Below are 17056 nucleotides of genomic sequence, written 5' to 3' on the forward strand. Positions count from 1 at the left end.
AAACCTCTCCTGCGCGCATCCTCGGAAGGACACACTTCCATGCATTGGCTTTACGTCGTGATTCTCTCCGCTGTTCAAGGGCTGGCGGAACTCCTTCCAGTGTCCAGTTCGGCCCACGTTATTGTCGTCGCCAAACTGCTCCATGAAGACATGTCCACTCCCGCCAACTCCCTGCTGCTGGTGATGCTGCATACGGGCACCATGTTCGCCGTCATCGTCTATTTCTGGCGGCAGTGGGTTGACACCTTCTTTTCATCGTGGGCGGCCTTTTGGCGATTCGTGGGCATGGTGTTCGTGGCTTGCTTCCTGAGCGGCGTGGTTGCGTTCCCGCTGATGATCCTGGTGGGGCACATCCTGAGCCATGGCGCCCAACCCGCGGAGATCGAAGCCCTGTTTAATAAACTGAACTGGATTGCTCCCGCTCTTGCCGCCGTCGGCATTCTGATCCTCTGGGCCGGCTTGCGCGAGGCGAGGGGCCCCGTTGCCAAATCGGGTGAAGGCGCGCGCGAAGTCAATTGGACTCAGGCTGCGATCATGGGCGTTTTGCAGGGCATCGCCATACCTTTTCGGGGATTTTCCCGCTCCGGATCCACCATCTCGGGCGGCCTGCTGGCCGGCGGCGACCGCAGACCGGTGGAGTCTTTCAGCTTCGCCATTGTCGTGGCCATAACGCCGCTGGCAATTGCACGCGAATTTCACCGGCTTATGCGCGCCGACGCCCATGCGGGAGGACAGCTCAGTCTGGTTTCGGTCCTCGCTCCCAGCCTGCTGGGAATGGTTTGCGCCTTCATCGCCGGCCTGGTGGCGCTCAAATGGCTCTCACGCTGGCTGGAGCAAGGGCGCTGGTATTGGTTTGGAATTTACTGCCTGGCGGCTTCGAGTGTGGTGGCCGTGCTGTACTTCCGCGGCTGGTAGGAAGGATGCTCTCCCCCTACGCTGTATTTTTCGATCAGCTAGAATTGGATCTGCATTTATGAGCTGCTGTCAACAGCGGTTGTCCCGGTCTCCGTCGGAGAAGACGGTATTTCTGTCGCGACTGTGGCTTTAATGCCGCGGTCCGAAAGCGCCCGCTCAATGATTCTTCTCAGGATGTCAGGTGCCGGAGACTCGTAGCGAATATTTAGGTTCGAAACCTCACGGAAAGGAACGTATAACTTCGCACCCGGAATTGATTTCCAGTAAGCTTCCACCTTCGACTGGCTGCCTTTCTGTCCATCACTCAGGTACTTCTGCCTATCAAATCTACTGGCGTTCACAAGCATAAGTCCCGACAGGCTGCCGTCCCTATCGAGAAAATATGAGCCGCTGGCGACTGTGCCCCGATACAATTTGTCTTCATGGAGCAAAACGTCGAGATGAACACGCTTAGCGACACCCGGCGCAAATGCTGCCGTAGACAGGAGCAGGTACCACTCCGATATTTGGGGCACGAGAACATGGTCAGCAAAATGGCGTGCGCACCATCTCCCGAATCGATTCCACCGTGCCACGTCAACCCTGGATTCCCGGGTAAACAACCATAGTCGTTTGCTGCAGACCCCTAGACCAATTGCCTCCAGAATGAGCGCCAGGTAATACCATGACAGTATCCTTGCCTGGTGACGAATGACGTGGTTGAAAGCATGCCAGAACCTGTAGGGGTCTGCATCAAACAACTTTTCGCTGTACGCGGCGTCAAAGACAGTCCGGTAATCAGCCAACCTTTGTACTGCGGAATCACCGGGGAAAGAGAACGGGTGGGAGGCAGTCCATCGGATCGTAGTCACCAGGAAAATTGAGAGTCCGAGTGGCACAATACCGGCGAGAACAGCAAAGCGGATGTCGTCCGTACGGCTCCGCTGGAAATTCCTTGGTGGAATGAATAAGGCGATTAGTGTCCGGTAAAGGGCGCCGGGAATAAGAAAGTAGGTGATGATAGCGAAAGATGCTATCAGTGCAAGCATTTAGACGGGCCTAATGCTTACCCTTTGTTGGTTTCGGTTGGATAATAAAGACATTCCCCTGGTTGTCTTTGAGCGTGTAACTCTCCCCTTTCGCCAATTCCCTCCTGATGTTGTCACCTTCGCCTCGGACTCGCTCCTCAAGAATCTTTTCGGGCGCGTCCTCGACTAGAGTCAACGCCAAGCTGCTCGGACTAAGAACCATCGCCTTCCTCCCTCGACTTATAATGCTTTCCAATTCATCAGATGTCAAGCTCGTGAGTCACCAATAGAACGCCTTCCTCGCGCAAGGCGAAAACGGACATCCCGAATGACTTCAACGTCCAACCTTGGCCATCAGTTCCGCAAACTTCTGCTCGCGTTCTTTCTGATCGAGGCCCAGGTGTTTCTCCATCACCTGCGTGGTATTCATGGAGCAGAATTTGGGGCCGCACATGGAGCAGAAAGCCGCATCCTTGTAATATTCGTCGCCCAGCGTTTCGTCGTGCATGGAGCGCGCCATTTCGGGGTCCAGTGACAGGTCAAACTGCTTGTTCCAATCAAAAAGGAAACGCGCGTAGGAGAGAGCGTCGTCGCGATCACGGGCGCCGGGCCGTTTCCTGGCCACGTCAGCGGCATGGGCCGCAATCTTGTAGGCGATAATGCCCTGGCGCACGTCATTCTTGTTGGGCAGGCCCAGGTGCTCTTTGGGGGTCACGTAGCAGAGCATGGAAGCTCCGTGCCAGCCGATCATGGCCGCTCCGATGGCGGAGGTGATGTGATCATAGCCGGGGGCGATGTCGGTAACCAGCGGCCCCAGCGTGTAAAACGGAGCCTCATGGCAAAGCGCCATTTCTTTGTCCACCTGGAGCTTGATCTGGTCCATCGGGATGTGCCCCGGCCCCTCGATCATCACCTGGACGTCATGCTCCCAGGCTTTTTTCGTCAGCTCGCCCAGAACTTTGAGCTCCGCAAATTGCGCCTCATCGCTGGCGTCCGCCAGGCACCCGGGCCGCAAGCCATCGCCTAACGAAAACGAAACGTCATACTTCTGGAAGATGCGGCAGATGTCCTCGAAGCGCGTGTAGAGGAAGTTTTCCTGATTGTTCTCAGCGCTCCACTGGGCCATGATGGCGCCGCCCCGGCTGACGATGCCGGTGATGCGGTGGCGCGTCAGCGGAATGAATTCCCGCAGAACGCCGGCGTGGATGGTCATATAGTCAACGCCCTGCGCGGCCTGCTCCTCGATGACCTCCAGCATGATCTCAGGCGTGAGGTCGCGCACTTGCTTCACTCGCGAAAGGGCCTCATAAATGGGCACGGTGCCGATGGGCACGGGGCTGTGCCGCAGGTTGGATTCGCGGATGGCGTGGATGTCGCCGCCGGTTGAGAGGTCCATGGCCGTGTCGGCTCCGAAGTGGACGGAGGCGTGGAGTTTCTCGAGTTCTTCTTCCAGATTCGACGTGGTTGCAGAGTTGCCGATGTTGGCGTTGATCTTGCATTTCGCCGCGATGCCGATGCACATCGGCTCGAGCTCGACGTGCCGGACGTTGGCAGGGATTATCATGCGCCCGCGCGCGACTTCCGACCGGACCAGCTCGGGCGAAAGATTTTCGCGCCTGGCCACGTATTCCATTTCTTCCGTCACCACGCCCTGCCGCGCGTAATGCATCTGGGTCACGATGGGGCCAGTCCGTTTCCTGACCCACTCACTCCGCAATGGCTGCAGCATGCCAGTCTCCCTTTCTCTGTGGATAAAAACGGCGCAGACTACTGGACGCGTGTCGGTCCTGAAGGCGGTTCCTGAGTAGAACCCGATTCCAGGCGCTTGCGCCCTGCAAACCCGTCTTCCAACCCGTGCCAGTATTCGATCCGCACCTCTCCCTGTTTCCAGCACAGGAGAGCTTCCTGACCCTCAATGATACTGGGAAAATCGATCAAGCCTTCGTCAATGTCCTTAACCAGGCAGCCGGTTTCCTGAATTTTTGAGATCGTCTCCACGATTCTTTCGGAAGCATGGTCGCGCTCATTTTTCTTCCTAACAAGATCTGAATAAGGAGGATACGATCCCCCAAGGACCATGATTCGCGACGCCGCCTTGGTGAGTTCCACTTGTGCGGCATCCACGGTTTGCTTGTGGTCTTGCGCCACCTTCAGAAATTCCTGGATCATGGGCAGAAGCTGTTCTGCCTCGTGACGGCTGAAATACTTCTCTGACATAGAATGGTATCCTGATGCTCACCGCTCCAATCGGCGGTGAACCCCTCCCGGTCTGTCTGCGCGTTGAATCCCGCAATGATTACAGCCACGAAATCACTACACAATTTCCAGCATTCGATCAAGAGCCAGATGCGCCCAGCGCCGGGTTTCTTCGTCCACTTCAACCCGATTCACCACCTGCCCGGCCATCAGGCTCTCGAGCACCCAGCACAGGTGCTGCGGCGAAATGCGGTACATGGTGCTGCAAAGGCATCCGCAGTCGTCCAGTGACATCACAAACCGGTCAGGATATTCCTGCGCCAGCCGCTTCACCAGGTGGATTTCTGTTCCTACCGAGAACTTGCTTCCCGGGCCGCCTTCTTCAATCTTCCTGATAATAAGCTCCGTCGAGCCGACTTCATCCGCCGCCTCGCAAACGTCCCAGCGACACTCCGGGTGGACAATCACACGGATGCCCGGATGATCTTTGCGCGCGCGATCGACGTGCTGCGGCAGGAAGCGCTGATGCACAGAACAATGTCCTTTCCACAAAATCACGCGGGCATGCCGAATCTCCCGGTCCGTCAGCCTGCCCATTTCTTCATGCGGGTTCCATACCGCCATTTCGTCGAGCGGAATGCCCATTCGATATGCGGTGTTCCTTCCCAGATGCTCATCTGGAATAAAAAGGCCCTTCTCGCCGCGTTCGAGCGCCCACGCCATAACCTTTCGGGCGTTCGACGAAGTGCAGACGGCGCCGCCCTGACGGCCCACAAATCCCTTGATGGCGGCAGTCGAGTTGATGTAGGTGACGGGAACAACCTTGCCGCGGGTCTGGCTGGCAATCGCGTCCCACGAGACTTCCACCTGCTCGAGGTCCGCCATGTCCGCCATCGAGCAGCCGGCCTTGAGGTCGGGCAGGACCACCATCTGGTGCGCGTTGCGCAGGATGTCCGCGCTTTCCGCCATGAAGTGAACACCGCAAAACACGATGTATTCAGCGTCCTTGCGACTGGCGGCCAGGCGCGAAAGCTTCAGCGAATCGCCGCGATAATCCGCAAACTTGATGACTTCGTCGCGCTGGTAATGATGCCCGAGGATCACCACGCGCGGACCCATCTCTGCCTTGGCCCGGGCGATGCGATCGTCCAGCTCCAGATCGGACAATTCCACGTAATTTTCCGGTAATAAATTCAAGGTGCTTGTCGCCATAAGAGACCCGTCTGAAACTCTATTTTAGCACCCTGCCGCCGCTGAACGAGCGCACAGTAAAGATGCGGCGCAGAGCCAACTGCAGCACTTATCCGCCGATGTAAACCATCGTCCGCGACGGCTGAACAAAATCCGGCTCGTTGATGCGATGGCCCCGCTCCTTCTGGTAAACAACAGACTTGATATATTCCTCGATAGTGGGGTCTCCTGCCCCGCCGCGCAGCATGCCTCCCAGGTCATGCTCCTCCAGCGAAAACAGGCACGTTCGCAGTTTGCCATCAGCCGTCAGGCGGATGCGGCTGCACTGCCCGCAGAACGGAATCGAAACGGGAGCAACAACGCCGATTTCCCCTTTCCCATCCTTGAATCGGTAACGCAGGGCCGTATCACTCGCTTCGTGGCGCGGCGTCTCGGCCAGAGGAAAGACGGGATGGATTGTCTCAAAAATCTCGCGCGCCGTCACCACCAGCGATCGGTTCCACTTGTGATCGGCATCGAGCGGCATGAATTCGATGAACCGCACGATCAGGCCCCTGGTCCTGGCAAGCTCCGCAAAACCCAGGACCTCGCCCTCGTTGAATCCACGCACCAGCACCACATTCACCTTCACCGGATCGAGACCAGCTTCCACGGCAGCGTCGATGCCTTTCATCACCCGTTCATACGAACCCGGAGTCCGCGTGATGGCGGCAAACCGTTCCGGATGAGAGGAATCCATGCTCACGTTCACGCGGCGCACGCCTGCACGGACCAGGTCGGAAGCCATCTCGGCCAGCAGATATCCGTTGGTCGTCAGCGCCAGGTCCTGAACGCCGTCGATCTGGCCAAGCTGTGAGAGAAAACCGATGATGCCGGGGCGCAGCAGCGGCTCTCCGCCGGTTATGCGAACCTTACGGATGCCCAGCCCGGTCATGATGCGCGCCAGCCGCAGGAACTCGTCCCAGTCCAGCAACTCCTTGTGGGGAAAATAGTTCTTCGGGTCGGCGGACTTGCAGTAAACACACCGGAAGTTGCAGCGGTCCGTCACCGAAATTCTCAGGTCGTGGATGTCGCGGCCGTAACTGTCTTTCAGCATAAACTTCCGCCATCAATTCTGCGAGGCTTGCCGAAGGCTCCAGGCGCACTCGTAAGCTAGCCTACAGAAATAAAAACGCCTACCCGTATTCGGCGTAGGCCCGTTCCCCTTTCCAAATACGGGAGGCGCCCGGATTTCTCCGCGCACCCTGCCGGCCTAAGGGGCATGGATTGTTGGATGCTCTTTAGCTCCCAAAGGCTCGGAGAACCACTCTATGGTACCGCAACTCTGCGACGTGAACAAGGCCGGGACCTGGATCAACAGCAAAACAGCCCTCGCTCCAGGCGGGAAGTGGGATCAAAACAAAAAGGCCGCCTGTCGTCCTCCGAGCAGGCGGCCTTGATGGCCTCAACTCCCCACGGAAAGAAACTACACGGGAACCTTTTCGGTGTCTTTGGTTTGGTTGGCGCTGCCAATCTGTACCAGGTCGACTTTGGGCTTCTTGAGGACTACCTCCTCGTAGTATGCCCGGGCCTGTTTGGCTTCCCATTCGGCCTTGCGCCGCGCGCGCTCTTCCTCGGCCGCTGTCATCGGGATGTCATGGTCGCGCTCACGGACCCGCGCAGCGTCCTCGGCGTTGATGGTCAAAGAGTGATCAAACTCCGACAGGCTGACCTTCTTTCCCGCGGCGTAGATTTCATGCTTGCCGTGGGACTTGTACCACTCGGCCACCGTCGCGTTCTTGTGCATGTTCTCGATGATGTTCCGCCATCCGATTCCGGTGTTGTAGGCGCAGAAGGAAATTTCACCCTGCTGCGTGGCGTAAGGAATGATGCACATTTCGGTGCGGCGGAAGTCGTAGTTGAACAGGTCCTGGAACCACATACCGGCGATAAAGAGAAAGTTCCAGGGATCGGAGCGGCGCTTCATCGTGTCCTCGAGGGTGCGGTTGGGGCTTGAAGCTCCGTAAACCTTGTCGGCGCGCTTTTCGCCAGTCAGAGCGAACGACTTGTCAAACTTCTTCAGGATGTCCACCAGCGCCAGGCTCGGAGGCGCTCCGAAGGGCTTGTAATTCTTCAGCAGCGCCAGGCCCATCATGAGGTTCGAAAGCCATTTGCCGCGGCCGGCATCGGTGATTTTCTGCATGTCTTTGACCAGGCCCGGAATGTTGAGGAACTGCGGCACCGGCGCCCATTCCTTGTTTTCCTTGTTGATCATCAGCGCCGTTCCCACGCCGCAGTTGGGGTGGCATCCGCAACTGACCTGGCCCCACTGCGCCTCCGGACCGTGGACGAGGTCCGCAAAATCGGCGAACGAACCCATGAGCGACAGCGGAAACCAGTCGCGGGTCGGTTCCGTAATTCCAACCTGCTTCTTAACGTCCGCCGCCATGTGCGACAGCGTGTATCGCTGCCGGGCCCGCCGCTCCGGCGTTATGTCTTCATCCCGCCCCGTAAAAGAAACCGGCTGGAAGGAGATAAAAGCAATTTTCTTGGGGTTTTCGCGGGCAAAGTTGATGATGGGGCCCACCTGGTCGTTGTTCACGTTGTTCACCAGCGTGGTGACCAGGATGATTTCAATTCCCGCTTCGTGCATGTTGTCAATGGCTTTCAGCTTGACGTCAAACAGGTTGCCCACCTTGCGGTGGCTGTTGGCGTCATTGCCGATGCCGTCAAACTGCAGGTAGGCATAGCGGAGTCCGGCTTCAAACGCCTGACGGCAAAATTCTTTGTTCTTGGCGAACTCGATGCCGTTGGTGGCCGCCTGGACGCTGTTGAAGCCAATTTTACGCGCATAGCGCACGGCATCAACGAAGTAGGGCGACATGGTCGGCTCGCCGCCTGAGAACTGCACGGACATCTGCCGCCGCGGCTTGATCTTGGTGGCGTTATCCAGAATTTCCTTGATGTCTTCCCAGCTCAACTCGTGGACAAATCCGACCTGATTCGCATCCATAAAGCAAGGATCGCACATCATGTTGCAGCGGTTGGTCAGGTCAACCGTCAGGACGGAACCGCGCCCGTGGCGGATGGTGCTGGAGCCATGGTTGTGCAGGTCCTTGTCATTGTGGGCCCGGATGTCGCGCCCAGGGAAATTCTGCTCAATCCACTTCAGGAAGTTGACGTCGAGCGCCATGATGTCTTCAAAATGGCCGTGGACGGGGCAATCTTTAATCATCCAAACCTGGCCGTCGCGCTCGATAATTTGCGCCTTAATCTCGCCGACCTTGGTGTTCAGGAGGTCGTGCCAGTCTTTTTCTCCTGAAATAATGGCCGCTCGAGCTTCCTTCACGCAGCCGGGGCAAAGTGAATCCGTTTCCCGCGGCCAGCCTAGCTTCGGTTTGGTCTTTTGCCAGGATTTCAGCATCGGCTTGTCCGACCATTTGGGCGTAAAAGCCGGAGCAGGCTTGTACTTATTGAAAAACTGAATGCCATCGAACAAAGCGCCGGCGGTCGCAGTGATTGTCCGGTCAAAATACTTCATGGCTCGTTGACCTCGAATACGTGGCATAATGCAACACCCCTTTATTTTGATTTACCCACCCGCCAAACCTTGGGCAGGGAGTTAATTTCCTCTCACGTTCGGCGAGGTCATCCAGCCGCAGATTCCGTTCCCGCAGTTGAAAACAACTCTCGCAAAATCCGTCGCTGCCTGGTGGCCGACGCAGGTGCATTCTTCATCCGGCCTTGATCGATCCAAGGCCTCCAAAGCCTCAGCACAAACCACATTGCTACGTTTCTCAGCTAACCCGCGCGTCGACCCTGCAATTCTCGATACCAAGCCTCACAGCTTGAATTCTAGGAAAGGACCGGCGCTCCCGCTAAGCACTTTGTGCCGAAATGCGGCATAAAGGGGTTGGACGGCCATAATGGCAGCTTAAACGGAAAGCAGAAATCCCCTTAAATTTCAATGCCTTGGACCCACTATCGGCGTTTTTGATGCCGGTGCGCACTCTCCAGAAGCTGCCACTCAGCCTCATCAGCGTCCGGCTTTGACCACTGAAGGGCCATTGCAGTCTTACTTTGCGCCTTGGCGTCTTTGCGAGAGAAAGCTCTCATAAACCAAAGGCGTGGCACGCAGAGGCGCAAAGGCGCCAGGAAACCCTATTGATGACTGAAAGCCTTCTCAAGCCAAGTGGCGGTTCCGCGCTTCCCAAGAGAGGCTGGCGGCGGGATGCGTTTTCATGGGATAAGATAAACAAAGAATGGCGCTCAAACATCTGCTGAAACAAAAAGCTCTCGAAACAGGCTTTGACCTGGTCGGCGTCGCTCCCGTGGGTGTCTGGGAGGACTTGAAGTTTGCCCGCCAGTGGGTGGAACAGGGCTACGGCGGCGAGATGCGCTATCTTGAAAACCCCAGGCGCCACGACCCGCGGCTCGTTTTACCCACCGCTCAATCGGTACTCTGCGTGGGCCTCATCTATAATGCCGCCTTTCCCTATTCAACAGAAGCCTCCGCAGGTCCCTCGGTGGATGAAATAAAGCCTGCGTCATCAATGCCATTTGATGGCGCCGCCGGCCCCCGCGCTTGGATCTCCCGATACGCCTGGGGACAGGACTATCACGAGACCATGCGCCTCAGGCTGGAAAAATTGCGGCAGGCGATCGAAAGCCTCGAGCCCGGCGCGGAAACACGCGTCTACGTTGACACGGGGCCCATCGTCGAGCGGGCATTCGCGCGCTATTCCGGCATTGGCTGGACCGGCAAGAACACCTGCCTGATTAACCCGGTGAAGGGCTCCTGGTTTTTCCTCGGCGTGGTGCTCACCAGCCTGGCGATTGGACCGGACCTGCCCGCTCCGGACCGTTGCGGCTCCTGCACGCGCTGCCTTGATGCCTGCCCGACGGGAGCGCTGACCACACCTTATGTGATGGACGCCTCGCGCTGTATCGCCTATTTCAACATTGAACTGAAAGGCCCCATCCCAGAGCAGTATCGGCAGAAGATTGGCGCCAACATGTTCGGCTGCGACATCTGCCAGGATGTCTGTCCCTGGAATAGGAGACAGGAGACAGAAGTCAGGAGTCAGAAATCGGGCAGCCAGCGTTCAGCGATTAGCCGTCAGCCAGCGGAAAAGGGCCTTGGCCGTGCCGGCGCAGCGACAACTACCCTGCCCGAATTTCAGCCTCTTGCTGTAACCCTTTCATCTTCCTGTGACGGCGCCGAGGCAGGGACCGGCGGCGTTCCCCCCAACAGGGCCTGTGAGGACCGTCAATCGCCATCCTCAGCCCGGAGCTTTTCTCTTTTCAACCCTCCGATCGCGGCGCTGGCGCAAGTGAGTGAGGAGGATTTCCGCCGGGCCTTCGCGCATTCGCCCATCAAGCGGCCCAAGTATCGCGGCTGGCTGCGCAATCTCTGCGTGGTGATGGGAAATTCCGGCGACCGCCGCTTTCTGCCGAGGATCGAGGAGCTTTCACGCCATCGCGATCCCACCGTCCGCGAGCATGCCGGGTGGGCGATCGGTCAACTTGTGAAAGATTAGGGAGTGAAATTTATGAGCGAACTGGACGTAGTCACGGGCGCCACCGGCTATTCCGGCAAGTACATCACCCACCGGCTGCTGGCCGCGGGCCGGCAGGTAAGAACGCTGACGAACCATCCCGGCCGGGCCAATCCTTTTGGCAATAGAATCGAAGTCGTGCCCTACCATTTTGACCAGCCCGATCAACTGCGAAAATCGCTTGAAGGCGCTTCGACGGTCTACAACACTTACTGGGTCAGGTTTCCGTATGGCCGCCATTCATTTGAAAATACCGTCGCCAACACCCGCCTGCTCATGCGTGCGGCGGAGGAAGCCGGCGTCGACAAGTTCGTCCACGTCAGCATTGCCAATCCTTCCGCGGATTCCCCGCTCGCATATTACCGCGGCAAGGCGATCCTGGAAGAGGCACTCGCGCAGTCGGCGCTTTCCTGGGCAATCATCCGGCCCACAGTCGTCTTCGGTCTGGAAGATATTCTAATCAACAATATTGCCTGGATGGTCCGTCATTTGCCGGTTTTCGGCGTTCCGGGTTCAGGCGACTACAAGCTGCAGCCAGTGTTTGTGGAAGACTTGGCGCAGATTGCGACCGACGCCGCCCAAAAGCTGGAAAATGTCACCGTTGACGCCGCCGGTCCCGAGACCTATTCCTTCAACGAACTCGTTCAGCTTATCGCCAGGACGATCGGGCGCCGCGTGCGGATAGCTCATGTCCATCCCACGCTGGCCTACTTGATGACTCGTTTGCTGGGCCTGGCGGTCCGCGATGTGATCCTGACCCGGGAAGAGATCGAGGGGCTGATGGCGAACCTCCTGATTTCTCACCAGCCGCCGCTTGGGACCACGCCGCTCCCGCAGTGGCTAGAGCAGAATGCCGCCCGCGTCGGACGCCGCTACGCCTCCGAACTTGACCGCCATTACCGCTGAACCGCACGCCAATAACGCGCAGCCATCGCAACATCTCTTGAAAATGTTCGTTGCAACAACTATATTGAAATTGTGGCGAAGAAACTCCAGGCCGAGATCAGGCAGAAGGCGCCTTTCACCAGCATCGAGCAGGAGGTCTACCTCAATCTCCTGAAGACCGGCGATGCCCTCTCGCAGCCCGTTGAAAAGCTGCTGCGGGCTTCGGGCCTTTCCGCGACGCAGTATAACGTCCTGCGAATCCTGCGCGGGGCCGGCCGCCAGGGGCTCACCTGCGGCGAGACGGCGGAGCGCATGGTGACCCATGATCCCGACATCACCCGGTTGCTCGACCGGCTGGAAAAACGGAAGCTGATTGCCCGCTCGCGGAGCACAGGTGATCGTCGCGTGGTAACGACAAGAATAACGCCTGGGGGGCTTCGCCTGCTGGGCTCGCTGGACAAGCCCATCACTGAGCTGCACCGCAATCTTTTCAAGCACATACCGAAGCAGGACCTCAGGAAGCTTTCCTCCCTGCTGGACAAATTGCGATCGACCGAAGAGTAATTTTATTTTCGTCTGATATTCGTTGTAACGATATTCGTTGCTGTGCATCTTACGCTTCAGGAGGTGCAAAATGGCACAGACCCAGCAAGCTCCGGCGGTGAAGCCGGGAACCACAACGTGGAATATCGACCCTGCCCATTCCAACGCGCAGTTTTCCGTGCGCCATATGATGATCTCAAACATCAGAGGAGAGTTTACGAAGGTGAGCGGCAAGGCCCTGTTTGATAAGGACAATCCCAGCGCAGGACTCTCCGTGGAAGCCGCCATTGACGTGAACACCATCAACACGCGGGAGCCCGACCGCGATAACCACCTGAAGAGTCCCGACTTCTTCGACGTGGCGAAATATCCCACTATCACCTTCAAATCCACGGGCGCAGAAAACGGCCCGGACGGCCTGAAACTGCGGGGCAATCTCACCATTCACGGGACCACGCGCGAGGTGACGCTCGATGTCGAGGGGCCGACCCCGCCAACGAAAGATCCCTGGGGCAACACCCGCATCGGCGCTTCCGCAACCACCAAGATCAACCGCAAAGATTTCGGCCTGACGTGGAACCAGGCGCTCGAGACTGGCGGCATCCTGGTCGGCGACGACGTCAAGATCACGATTGACGTGGAACTCGTGGCCCAAGCCTGAGGGAAGGTTAAGAGCTTCGGCAACCCTGCTTTGCCTGTTTCGTTGGCCACGTCTTTCCGAGCGCAGCGAGGAATCCGCATCTTTTCGCGTTTCGGTTCGAAGAAGCAGATTCTTCGGTCAAAAGACGACCTCAGAATGACGACTCGCGAATTTCATCCAAGACTGCGACGTTTCGTTGCGGGGTCGTGGATCGGGGAGCCAGACCTAAGCTTTCTTCAGCCCGTGCGGGACCATCGGCAGGGAGCGGATGCGCTTGCCGGTGGCATGAAAGATGGCATTGCCGATGGCGGGAGCAAGCCCGCAGATGGGCGTTTCGCCGGCGCCGGCGGAAGGCTGGTCCTTGCGGTCGATGAGGACAGGTTGAATTTCCGGAACGTCGCTGAATCGCGGGACGCGGTACTGGGTGAACGTGCCGTTGGTAATTCGGCCGTCGTTGAACTCGATCGCCTCAAACAGTGCGCCGCCCAGGCCCATGATGTTCGCTCCCTCTATCTGGTTCCGCAAGCCGTTGGGATTCACCACTGCGCCGCAATCGAACGCGCTGGTCACGCGCACCACGCGAACATTGCCGCTCGAACGGTCCACGGCGACTTCGGCGCAGGTTGCGACGTAGCCGCCTTTCTCAACTCCGCCGCCCATTCCAAAACCGTGCCCCTTTGGAGGCTTGCGGGTCTTCCAGCCGAAGGCGTCCGCGGCCGCCGTGAAGGCAAACTTCAGCCGCTGGTTCTTCAGGTTCTTCAGCCGGAATTCCAGCGGATCCATTTTCACGCGGTGCGCCAGATCGTCCATGTGGGATTCGCGCGCAAAGTGGTTGGCGGTGGCGGCCAGCGACCGGTAGGAGCCCTGCCGCAACGGCGCATCCACTTCATGAAACTGGATGTGCTGGTTGGGAACGTCGTAGGGCGTCCGGATAGCTGCGCCGCCCGAGTTGTAGTTGTGGAACTCCCAGGCGGTCAGCAGGCCTTGCCCGTCCACGCCGCTCGAGATTTCGATCACGCCCGACGGCCGGAAGTAGGCCCAGGTGAATTCTTCCTCGCGCGTCCACACCAGCTTGACGGGCTTGCCAGCCGCGCGCGCGAGCCGTGCCGCCTCGATCGCCGCCTCGCCGGTATGCTTGCCGCCGTATGCCCCGCCGGTGTCCGGAACAATCACGCGGCATTTGCCTTTCGGAAGGTGGAAAGCTTCTTCCAACTGCTCCTGAACTCCGAACGGCCGCTGCGATCCGGTCCAGGCGGTCAGCTTGCCGTTCTCCCATTCCGCCACGCCGGCGCGCGGCTCAAGCGGCGCATGCTGGATGTAGGCAATCGTGTAGGTGGCTGTCAGCCGGTGTTTGGCGGCGGCCAGCCCGGCCTGCATGGATCCGGCTTCATATTCACCGCGGCCGCCCGGCTCGGCGTGTGACTTCAAATAGTCAAACAGTTCCGCGCTGGAAGGCTGCGGAACAGTTTTCCAGGTTGCGCGGATGGCGGAGGCGGCGCGCCCGGCCTCGAATTCGCTTGGCGCAACCACTCCCACAAAATCGCCGTCATGCACCACCGTGACTCCGGGCATGGCCTGGGCTTTCGAAGCGTCGAGCGATTCGAGCGTCGCTCCGTAGGCGGACGGACGCACAACCTTGCCGAACATCATTCCGGGCCGCCGGATGTCGGAAGCATACTGGTGCTCGCCCGTCACAAACGCGCGGCCATCGACTTTGGGAACGGACGTCCCGGCCACCGTCCACTCGCTCGGCGGAGTCAGAGGATCGTTTTCAACAATCGCACGGGCCAGCGTCTGCCCCTGGGCAAGCTCGGCGTAGGAGATAGAGCGGCCTCCGTTGCTTTCACGGATTTCGCCATCCTTCGCAACCAACTGCGAAGCCGGAACGTTCCACTGCCTGGCGGCCAGCCCAACCAGCGTATCGCGCGCCACGCTGGCCACGCGGCGAAGCTGCTTGTTCATGGTGGGAGTGGTGCGGCTGCCGAAGGTCCCCATGTCAAACGGCGTGAGATCGGTATCACCCATCACCATGCTGATGGAACCCACCTTCACGTGGAGTTCTTCCGCCACCGCCTGCGTCAGCGAAGTGCGAATGTTCTGGCCCATTTCGGCCTTGCCGGTATAAACCGTCACCGCGCCGTTTTCGCCGATGTGCAGCCAGGCGCCGATGTTCTCCGGCAGCGCCTCGCTAAAACGAGAGCCTCTGCGGCCCGATTCCTGCGCCAGGCCCCTGGGCAACAACAGGAAGACGGCGACACCGCCGCCTATGAGCTTGAAGAAGTCGCGGCGGTCAAGCTCAAAATGATGGAGCGGCGCCTCCCGCAGCTCGTATCGCTCGGGCTCGATGGCGATTTCTGGAACCTTCCTTGTGCTCATGCGCGAGACTTCTTCATGGCCGATGCGGCATTGCGGATGGCCTCCATAATCCGCGGATAGGTTCCGCAACGGCAGATGTTGCCCTGCATAAATTCTCGAATGGTTTTTTCGCTGGGGTTGGGGTCCTGGCGGAGAAGCGCCACGGCCGTCACGATCATGCCGGAAGTGCAATAGCCGCACTGGAAGGCTTCCACGTCAAGAAATGCCTGCTGCACGGGATGAAGGTTGCCATTTTCCGCCAGCCCTTCAATGGTGGTGATCTGTCTTCCGGCGGCGTCGCCCACCGGGGTGAGGCAGGAGTGGATGGGCTTTCCGTCCAGCAGGACCGTACAGGCGCGGCACTGGCCTTCTCCGCAGCCAAACTTGGTCCCGGTAAGCCCCAGGTGGTCACGCAGCACGCTCAGCAGAGTGGCCTGCGCGTCAGCGTCAATCGCGTGGCGCTTCCCGTTCACGTGGATTTCGTTAATCCTGGCCATGATGACGAGCAGCGGCTTTCAAATTGAATTGGACGATCTTGAAGGGCGAACAGGTTACAGGGCCTTTTGCCCCGTAACCCGAGCCGCCCGATGCTGAATTACCTTCCGCTGGTGAACCGTTTTTCAACGGCTGCCCAGTCCACCACGTTCCACCAGTTTTGAATATACTCAGGCCGGCGGTTCTGGTATTTGAGGTAGTAGGCGTGCTCCCACACATCGAGTCCCATCACGGGGAATTTTCCCTCCATAAGAGGGCTGTCCTGGTTGGCCGTTGAATAGATGTCCAGCTTGCCCGCGCTGTTTTTCACCAGCCATGCCCATCCCGAGCCAAACCGCGTGGTGGCAGCGGCGCCGAATTTTTCCTTAAACTGATCGAACCCGCCAAAGGCGCTCTTGATGGCTTCCGCCAACGCGCCACTCGGCTGGCCGCCCTTCTTGGGCCCCATGATCGTCCAGAACATCGAGTGGTTGGCATGGCCGCCCCCGTTGTTGCGGACGGCGGTCCGGATATTCTCCGGCGCCAGCGCACAGTTGTTGGCCAGAAGTTCTTCGATGGTCTTGCCGGACAGATCGGACACGGATTCGATTGCCTTGTTCAGGTTGTTGACATACCCCCCGTGGTGTTTGTCGTGGTGAATTTCCATTGTCGTTTTGTCGATGTAAGGTTCCAATGCATCGCTTGCATATGGAAGAGCAGGAAGAGTGAAAGGCATTGCGCCTCCTTTAGCTGTGGTAGGTGAAGATCCCATGAAAACCTCCTTCAAAAATCGGAATTGGGCAGCCCCTGTCGAACCGAGGCCGCCCGTGAGCATGATGAAGTCCCGCCGGTTGAGCTCAGAGTCGTGCCAGGGCGGCTCCTGACTGGCCGGGAGCTGATCGCGGCCGCAGGGCCAGGCCGCAAGGCTTCCCGCCGGAAAAGAAGCCGCGGATTTCCGGTCTGTTTTTGCCCCATTTTTCATCGGTGGCACCAGTTTATCACAATTGTGGCACGGGCGCTCTCGCCCGTGTTGTGGTCACATGGCATGGCCAGGCCCGCCCTGAGCGAAGCTCGTAGTGCGGTCCCCGCTTTTGGGGTCCGCGGCCTTTCATTGCCGACGTAACTGAACCGACGAGGTCTGCAAGCCCGAATCACAGTTGCATTCATTGGCAGCCAGGGGGTACATTTCAGGATGGGCTGGAAGTCAACCATGCAAGTTCCGGCTTTACCCTGGCATCTGAGCCAACACGATTCTGGTAGTGTTTCCTGAATTCCGGATTGCGTCGGTTGTGGGCTGGGACCGCCCGAAGTGG

General features: G+C 58.6%; 14 protein-coding genes and 1 riboswitch. Of the genes, 5 read left to right on the forward strand and 9 right to left on the reverse strand.

All coding sequences use genetic code 11. The features are described from left to right. The first annotated feature begins 39 nt into the window (after window positions 1-39). On the forward strand, window positions 40-915 hold the full coding sequence (locus VFQ24_14080; protein ID HET9179482.1) for an undecaprenyl-diphosphate phosphatase: 876 nt from the start codon (window positions 40-42) through the stop codon (window positions 913-915). A gap of 56 nt (window positions 916-971) precedes the next feature. On the opposite strand, the gene VFQ24_14085 is transcribed toward VFQ24_14080, so the two are convergent. From VFQ24_14085 to VFQ24_14110, 6 genes are all read right to left on the reverse strand, one after another. Beyond that, window positions 972-1700, reverse strand: a complete 729-nt coding sequence (locus VFQ24_14085) for a hypothetical protein (GenBank protein HET9179483.1) — start codon at window positions 1698-1700, stop codon at window positions 972-974. A gap of 556 nt (window positions 1701-2256) precedes the next feature. Next, window positions 2257-3651, reverse strand: a complete 1395-nt coding sequence (gene thiC, locus VFQ24_14090) for a phosphomethylpyrimidine synthase ThiC (GenBank protein ID HET9179484.1) — start codon at window positions 3649-3651, stop codon at window positions 2257-2259. A 38-nt stretch (window positions 3652-3689) separates the two neighbouring features. Next, window positions 3690-4139, reverse strand: a complete 450-nt coding sequence (locus tag VFQ24_14095; protein ID HET9179485.1) for a DUF2203 domain-containing protein — start codon at window positions 4137-4139, stop codon at window positions 3690-3692. 96 nt (window positions 4140-4235) lie between these two features. Continuing rightward, entirely contained in the window at window positions 4236-5330 is a 1095-nt protein-coding gene (gene nadA, locus VFQ24_14100; GenBank protein ID HET9179486.1) for a quinolinate synthase NadA, read from the reverse strand. A gap of 88 nt (window positions 5331-5418) precedes the next feature. Further along, a complete protein-coding gene (gene moaA, locus VFQ24_14105) occupies window positions 5419-6405 on the reverse strand; it encodes a GTP 3',8-cyclase MoaA (protein ID HET9179487.1) in 987 nt (328 codons plus the stop codon). A gap of 89 nt (window positions 6406-6494) precedes the next feature. Then, window positions 6495-6622, reverse strand: a riboswitch (molybdenum cofactor riboswitch). A gap of 152 nt (window positions 6623-6774) precedes the next feature. Next, window positions 6775-8856 carry a radical SAM protein gene (locus VFQ24_14110; GenBank protein ID HET9179488.1) on the reverse strand — a complete coding sequence of 694 codons (2082 nt, stop codon included), beginning with the start codon at window positions 8854-8856 and terminating at the stop codon, window positions 6775-6777. A 694-nt stretch (window positions 8857-9550) separates the two neighbouring features. Between VFQ24_14110 and queG the strand changes: the two genes are divergently transcribed. The 4 genes from queG to VFQ24_14130 all read left to right on the forward strand — a co-directional run bounded on the left by queG (window position 9551) and on the right by VFQ24_14130 (window position 12935). Next, window positions 9551-10828: a tRNA epoxyqueuosine(34) reductase QueG gene (queG, locus tag VFQ24_14115; GenBank protein ID HET9179489.1), complete on the forward strand. Its 1278-nt coding sequence runs from the start codon at window positions 9551-9553 to the stop codon at window positions 10826-10828. Between the two features lie 12 nt (window positions 10829-10840). Next, window positions 10841-11752 (forward strand): NAD(P)H-binding protein, encoded by a 912-nt coding sequence (locus VFQ24_14120; protein ID HET9179490.1) that lies wholly within the window; start codon window positions 10841-10843, stop codon window positions 11750-11752. 72 nt (window positions 11753-11824) lie between these two features. Continuing rightward, a complete protein-coding gene (locus VFQ24_14125) occupies window positions 11825-12295 on the forward strand; it encodes a MarR family transcriptional regulator (protein HET9179491.1) in 471 nt (156 codons plus the stop codon). 70 nt (window positions 12296-12365) lie between these two features. Further along, entirely contained in the window at window positions 12366-12935 is a 570-nt protein-coding gene (locus VFQ24_14130) for a YceI family protein (GenBank protein HET9179492.1), read from the forward strand. Between the two features lie 204 nt (window positions 12936-13139). On the opposite strand, the gene VFQ24_14135 is transcribed toward VFQ24_14130, so the two are convergent. The 3 genes from VFQ24_14135 to VFQ24_14145 all read right to left on the reverse strand — a co-directional run bounded on the left by VFQ24_14135 (window position 13140) and on the right by VFQ24_14145 (window position 16479). After that, window positions 13140-15290, reverse strand: a complete 2151-nt coding sequence (locus VFQ24_14135; GenBank protein HET9179493.1) for a molybdopterin cofactor-binding domain-containing protein — start codon at window positions 15288-15290, stop codon at window positions 13140-13142. Continuing rightward, window positions 15287-15766: a (2Fe-2S)-binding protein gene (locus VFQ24_14140; protein HET9179494.1), complete on the reverse strand. Its 480-nt coding sequence runs from the start codon at window positions 15764-15766 to the stop codon at window positions 15287-15289. The genes VFQ24_14135 and VFQ24_14140 overlap by 4 nt, the downstream gene beginning before the upstream one ends. A gap of 98 nt (window positions 15767-15864) precedes the next feature. Further along, window positions 15865-16479, reverse strand: a complete 615-nt coding sequence (locus VFQ24_14145; protein HET9179495.1) for a superoxide dismutase — start codon at window positions 16477-16479, stop codon at window positions 15865-15867. Window positions 16480-17056: the final 577 nt, after the last annotated feature.

The organism is Terriglobia bacterium, assembly GCA_035712365.1.
Classification (GTDB): domain Bacteria; phylum Acidobacteriota; class Terriglobia; order UBA7540; family UBA7540; genus SCRD01.